The organism is Jiangella anatolica (genome assembly GCF_003236295.1).
GTDB classification, from domain to species: Bacteria; Actinomycetota; Actinomycetes; order Jiangellales; family Jiangellaceae; genus Jiangella; species Jiangella anatolica.
Map to the genome: position 1 here is coordinate 1 of NZ_POTW01000169.1, position 5,210 is coordinate 5,210.

The 5,210-nt window shown below is 72.3% G+C and carries 6 protein-coding genes; 3 read left to right on the top strand and 3 right to left on the bottom strand.

Annotated features, from left to right (window positions below; translation table 11 throughout):
* The coding region (locus C1I92_RS32530; protein WP_111258775.1) for an SH3 domain-containing protein at positions 1–689 on the top strand (689 nt) is incomplete at its 5' end.
* A gap of 37 nt (positions 690–726) precedes the next feature.
* Here C1I92_RS32530 and C1I92_RS32535 read toward each other — a convergent pair.
* A complete protein-coding gene (locus C1I92_RS32535) occupies positions 727–1,677 on the bottom strand; it encodes a GNAT family N-acetyltransferase (protein ID WP_111258771.1) in 951 nt (316 codons plus the stop codon).
* A 142-nt stretch (positions 1,678–1,819) separates the two neighbouring features.
* On the opposite strand from C1I92_RS32535, the gene purM reads away from it, so the two are divergent.
* Complete coding sequence (purM, locus tag C1I92_RS32540; RefSeq protein WP_233507543.1) at positions 1,820–2,893, top strand: phosphoribosylformylglycinamidine cyclo-ligase; 1,074 nt, start codon at positions 1,820–1,822, stop codon at positions 2,891–2,893.
* Positions 2,894–2,991: 98 nt separating this feature from the next.
* Here the strand turns inward: purM and C1I92_RS32545 are convergent, their stop codons facing one another.
* Together C1I92_RS32545 and C1I92_RS32550 are read right to left on the bottom strand one after the other, a co-directional pair.
* Positions 2,992–3,210 (bottom strand): DUF3073 domain-containing protein, encoded by a 219-nt coding sequence (locus C1I92_RS32545; protein WP_111258773.1) that lies wholly within the window; start codon positions 3,208–3,210, stop codon positions 2,992–2,994.
* Between the two features lie 145 nt (positions 3,211–3,355).
* Positions 3,356–4,450, bottom strand: coding sequence for a Glu/Leu/Phe/Val dehydrogenase dimerization domain-containing protein (locus tag C1I92_RS32550; protein ID WP_111258774.1), 1,095 nt, complete (start codon positions 4,448–4,450; stop codon positions 3,356–3,358).
* A gap of 92 nt (positions 4,451–4,542) precedes the next feature.
* Between C1I92_RS32550 and C1I92_RS32555 the strand changes: the two genes are divergently transcribed.
* Positions 4,543–5,210 (top strand): MFS transporter (locus C1I92_RS32555; RefSeq protein ID WP_146605377.1); only part of this gene is annotated, 668 nt, incomplete at its 3' end.

A 5,210-nucleotide genomic window follows, 5' to 3' on the forward strand; every position in this document is an offset into this window, starting at 1 on the left:
CGCCCACGGCGACGCCCACCCCGACACCTACGCCCACTCCGACGCCGACACCCACCCCGACACCCACGCCGACTCCGACGCCGGAGCCGACGGTGGCCGGGCAGCTGTACGTGACGTCCGGCCTGAACGTGCGCACCAGCCCGGACCTGGAGGCCGAGGTCGTCACCGTCCTCGGCACCGGCACCGCGGTCGACATCACCGGCGCCACCCAGGACACCTGGTCGCAGATCCTGCTCGACGGCGAGCCGTACTGGGTCGCCACCGAGTACCTGGCCCAGGAGCCGCCGGCCGAGGAGCCCTCCGGCGGCATCTCCGCCGCCGAGTGCGAGTCCGGGTCCAGCGTCGAGGACGGCCTCACCCAGGATGCCATCCGCGTGCACCGTGCCGTCTGCGCCGCATTCCCGGAGGTGACGTCGTACGGTGGCCTGCGCCCCGGCGACAGCGGCGAGCACGGAGATGGCCGGGCCCTGGACATCATGATCCGCGGCTCCGTCGGAGACCAGATCGCCGCCTACGTCCGCGAGAACTACCGCGAGCTGGGCGTCAGCGAGGTCATCTGGGAGCAGCGGATCTGGACCGTCGAGCGGGCCGAGGACGGCTGGCGCTGGATGGAGGACCGCGGCGACGACACCGCGAACCACTACGACCACGTCCACGTCACCGTCTACGGCAACGAGGGCACGACCTGACCGGCGGGAGCCGTCGCTCCCGCCGGCCGCTCCGGCCTCAGCCGATCAGGTCGATCCGGGCGCTCTCCTGGATGAACCCGACGGCCTCGAAGGCCCTCGCCATGGGGACGTTCTCGTCGTCGGTCTCGCCGACGACCTTCTCGGCGCCGTGCTCGGACTGCCAGCGCGTCATCCACGCCAGCAGCTCGCGGGCGTATCCGTGCCCGCGCTGCTCCGGCACGACGCCGACGTAGCCGGTGAACACCTTGGCGCCGGGGTTGCCGGTGACCAGCCCGACGAGCGCTCCGCCCGCGTCGTAGGCGACCCGCCAGCCGTCGGCCGGGCCGGCGTAGTTCATCATGTCGGCCAGCTCCTCGGCGGCCAGCTCGGCCGCGTCGCGGGTGCGCAGCGACCGGCGGGTGTGCGCGTCGAGGCTGCCCTCGAACGTCCGCAGGTACGCGTCGGCCAGGACCGGGTCGTCCGGCCCGGTGACCGGCTCGAACCGCAGCCCGGCCCGGACGGACGGGACGCCGGCGGCCGGCGTCCACCGGAACCGCCGCCGCGTCACCAGGATCTCGAACCCGGCCGCCTTCGCCGCCGCGAGCAGGCCGTCGAGCGCCGGCGGCGGGTCGTCGCGCCAGGCGGCCGGCGGGAACAGGTTGAGCTCGACCTGTCCCAGCCCACCGGCGTGCAGGTCGGCGGCCGCCTGCCGGAGCAGCGCCGCCATGATCTCGACCCGGTCCGGCTCGGCGCCGAGCTCGAACAGGTCCAGGATCCACGGCTGGTCGTTGGCCGGCGCGCCCCAGCCGGCCAGCCGGCCGACCGTGCGCTCGTCGCGCCCGGCCGTCCAGACCCACTCGGGCCGGCGGTTGCGGTTCGCGAACGCCTTGGTGAGGTGGTCGTCGGTGACGACGAGATCGGCGATCGGGGTGCCCAGCTCGGACCGGGCGCCGCGCAGCAGCGCGAGTGCCTGTTCGGGCGTGCTGGGACGGGTGATGCTGAGGTGCATGCTCTCTCCCGGAGAGTCAGCCGCCCTCACGGTGGAGGACGGCGCGGAAACCCTGGCGGTACATCGCGACCTCCTCTCCTGCCGGGCCGGGCCGCTCACCGGCCCGGACGCTGAGCCGAGCCTACCGGATACGCTTCTGTCCGTGTCGAGCAGCGAGAACGCGCCCGCGGGTGCCACCTATGCCAGTGCCGGTGTCGACATCGAGGCCGGTGACCGCGCCGTCGAGCTGATGAAGGAGTGGGTCGCCAAGGCCCGCCGGCCCGAGGTCGTCGGCGGCCTCGGCGGCTTCGCCGGGCTGTTCGACGCGAGCGCGCTGACGGCGTACCGGCGGCCGCTGCTGGCCACCAGCACCGACGGCGTCGGCACCAAGGTCGTCGTGGCGCAGCGCATGGACGTCCACGACACCATCGGCTTCGACCTCGTCGGCATGGTCGTCGACGACATCGTGGTGTGCGGCGCGGAACCGCTGTTCCTGACCGACTACATCGCCTGCGGCCGGGTCGTGCCGGAGCGCATCGCCGCCGTCGTCAAGGGCATCGCGCAGGCCTGCGTGGCGGCCGGCTGCGCGCTCAGCGGCGGCGAGACGGCCGAGCATCCCGGCCTGCTGGGCCCGGACGAGTACGACGTCGCCGGCGCCGTCACCGGCGTCGTGGAGGCCGACGCGCTGCTGGGGGCGGAGCGGGTGCGGCCGGGTGACGTCGTCGTCGCGATGGCGTCGTCGGGGCTGCACTCGAACGGCTACTCGCTGGTCCGGCACGTGCTGCTGGACCGCGCCGGGTGGGCGCTGGACCGCGACGTGCCGGAGTTCGGCCGGACGTTGGGCGAGGAGCTGCTGGAGCCGACCCGGATCTACGCCCGGGACTGCCTGGCGCTCGCGGCCGCCGTCGAGGTGCACGCGATGTCGCACGTGACCGGTGGCGGCCTGGCCGCCAACCTGGCCCGGGTGCTGCCCGGCACCGTCACCGCCCGGCTCGACCGCGCGACCTGGACGCCGCAGCCGGTGTTCGGGCTCGTCGGCGCCGTCGGCGAGGTGGCGGAGCCGGAGCTGGAGAAGACCCTCAACATGGGCGTCGGAATGGTCGCCGTGGTCGCGGCCGACGCCGCGGACGCGGCGGTGCGGCTGCTGACCGAGCGCGGGGTGCCCGCGTGGGTCGCCGGCGAGGTGGTCGGTGACGGCGACGGTTCGGCGACCCTGTACGGCGCCTACCGCGGGTGATCGTGCGCGGCTAGCCGATGCATCGGATGGACCGCCGGCCCCGGGTACCCGAGGCCGGCGGATCGTCCGGACGAAGCACTATCGCTATCGGACCCGGGTCAACCCGCGTGACGACGAGGTTCGTCGTCATCGTCGTCGAGGTAGCGCGAGTACTCGTCGTACTCCTCGCTGCTGTCCTCGTCGAGGTCCGTGTCATTACCGCCATTGCCGTCGGTGCCCAACTCACGCTGCAAAGCGCCGAAGTCGGTGTCCAGCTGCTGGTACTTCAACCGACGGGCGACCTTTGTCTGCTTGGCCTTGGCCCGGCCGCGCCCCATAGGGTCGACCCCCTCGCACAAACCGGGGCGACCAGCTCACTGGACGCCCTCGTTTCCCTTCAGATGACATCTGCTCGTAGGGACAACGGTACAGGGTCGAAGGCTGTTCCGCCTCATCCGGTCCCAACAACGGGCCTTCCGGGCGTCATCCACCCAGGTAGACGTCGCGCAATCGGCTGACAGCGGCGATTCGCCGCTCGGCGAGCCGGTCGGCGGCGACGGCCGGTGGCACGCCGTCGTCGGCGGCCAGCTGGAAGATCTCGCGGGTCGTGTCGAAGATCTTCGTGGCCTTCGCCTTGGCCCGGTCGAAGGAGAATCCGTGCAGCTCATCGGCCACTTGGATCACGCCGCCGGAGTTCACGACGTAGTCGGGCGCGTACAGGACGCCGGCGTCGTCGAGGCTCTTCTCGATGCCGGCGTGGGCGAGCTGGTTGTTGGCGCCGCCGCAGACCGCGGCCACGCGGTGCTGGGCCAGCAGCGCCGTCGTGTCGTCGTCGAGGGCGCCGCCGAGTGCGCACGGCGCGTAGACGTCGACGCCGGCGCCGAGCAGCGCGGTGGTGTCGTCGACGACGTCGACCTGCGGGTGCGCGGCGCGCAGCTGCTCCAGCGCGTGCTCGGACACGTCGGTGACGACGACCGAGGCGCCCTCGTCGAGCAGCAGGCCGGTCAGCTTCGAGCCGACCTTGCCGACGCCGGCGATGCCGACCCGCCGGCCGGCCAGGCTGGTCGTCCCCCAGACCCGCTCGGCGACCGCGCGCATGCCCTGGAAGACACCGAACGCCGTCAGCACGCTGGAGTCGCCGGCGCCGCCCTCGGCCGGCGAGCGGCCGGTGACCCACCGGCTCTCGCGGGCCACGACGTCCATGTCGGCCACGTAGGTGCCGACGTCGCAGGCGGTGATGTAGCGGCCGCCGAGCGACTGGACGAACCGGCCGTACGCGCGCAGCAGCGTCTCGGTCTTGTCCAGCTCGGGGTCGCCGATGATGACGGCCTTGCCGCCGCCGTGGTCGAGGCCGGCGAGCGCGTTCTTGTAGGTCATGCCCCGGGAGAGATGCAGGACGTCCTCGAGTGCGGCGTCCTCCGATTCATATGGGTAGAACCGGGTACCGCCCAACCCGGGCCCGAGGGCGGTGGAGTGCAGCGCGATGATGGCTCGCAGGCCGCTGCCGGCATCGTGACAGAAAACGACCTGCTCGTGGCCGGTGTGCCGGCCGAATACGAGCGGCGACGCCTTGGTCATGGTGGTGACCCTTTCACGTCAGGGCCCGCGGGGTGTGCGGGCTGGGTGTCAAGCTCACTCTAGGACGAGCGGCGGCGGCGAGGAGGCACACGGTGAGGCGATGGCACGGGAATCCCTGGGCGATCCTGCTGACGCTCTGTCTCGGCTTCTTCATGACGCTGCTCGACGTGACCATCGTCAACATCGCGATCCCGAGCATGATGGACGAGCTCGGCGCGTCGCTGGACGAGATCCTGTGGGTGATCAACGCCTACGTGATCATGCTGGCGGTCCTGGTCATCACCGCCGGCCGGCTCGGCGACGTCCGCGGGCAGCGGGCCATGTTCATCCTCGGCGTCGCGGTGTTCACGTCGGCGTCGCTGGCCTGCGGGCTGTCGCAGGGGCCGGAGATGCTGATCGCGTTCCGCGTCGTGCAGGGCGTCGGAGCGGCGATCCTCATGCCGCAGACGTCGGCGCTGCTGATCACCACGTTCCCACCCGAGCGGCGCGGGACGGCTTTCGGCATCTGGGGCGCCGTGGCCGGCGTCGCCACCGTCGCCGGGCCGACGCTCGGCGGACTGCTGGTGACGGTGTTCGACTGGCGCTGGATCTTCTTCGTCAACGTGCCGGTCGGCGTCCTCGTGCTGGCGATGGCGTGGTCGATCATCCCGGAGTCGCCGCGCCGGGAACGGCACCGGCTGGACCTGTCCGGCGTCCTCCTGGCCAGTGCCGCGCTCGTGCTGCTGACGTTCGGGCTGGTCGAGGGGGAGCGGTTCGGGTG

Excerpts from the sequence above, each read along its gene's own strand:
- C1I92_RS32550 (WP_111258774.1), bottom strand. The coding sequence starts at position 4,450 with ATGACCAAGGCGTCGCCGCTCGTATTCGGCCGGCACACCGGCCACGAG.
- C1I92_RS32545 (WP_111258773.1), bottom strand. The coding sequence starts at position 3,210 with ATGGGGCGCGGCCGGGCCAAGGCCAAGCAGACAAAGGTCGCCCGTCGG.
- C1I92_RS32535 (WP_111258771.1), bottom strand. The coding sequence starts at position 1,677 with ATGCACCTCAGCATCACCCGTCCCAGCACGCCCGAACAGGCACTCGCG.